Source organism: Lactiplantibacillus sp. B652 (assembly GCF_023806745.1).
Lineage (GTDB): Bacteria > Bacillota > Bacilli > Lactobacillales > Lactobacillaceae > Lactiplantibacillus > Lactiplantibacillus pentosus.
Genome location: NZ_JAMSKY010000134.1, coordinates 1 through 230 on the forward strand (window position 1 = coordinate 1; position 230 = coordinate 230).

At 41.3% G+C, this 230-nt stretch carries 1 protein-coding gene; it reads left to right on the forward strand.

Annotated elements, in window-relative coordinates:
• Positions 1–56 precede the first annotated feature (56 nt).
• The coding region (locus MZO40_RS17725; protein ID WP_368052588.1) for an ATP-binding protein at positions 57–230 on the forward strand (174 nt) is incomplete at its 3' end.

Below are 230 nucleotides of genomic sequence, written 5' to 3' on the forward strand. Positions count from 1 at the left end.
TGATTCGGTCCCACTGAGCATCTTCCAGTTCGTATCGTTTAGGTGTTGTCATCGGAATGCCTCGATTCGTTTTTCCTCAGATTATACCTGAATTTTTAGTTTTCAGACAGTCCCTAGCCCGCTTTCCATATGAAAAAACGTTAGCTGACTTTGACTTTAGTTATCAACCGGGAATTAACCAAGGGATAATTGAGGACTTGGGATCACTAAGATTCACCCAAGAGAATCAA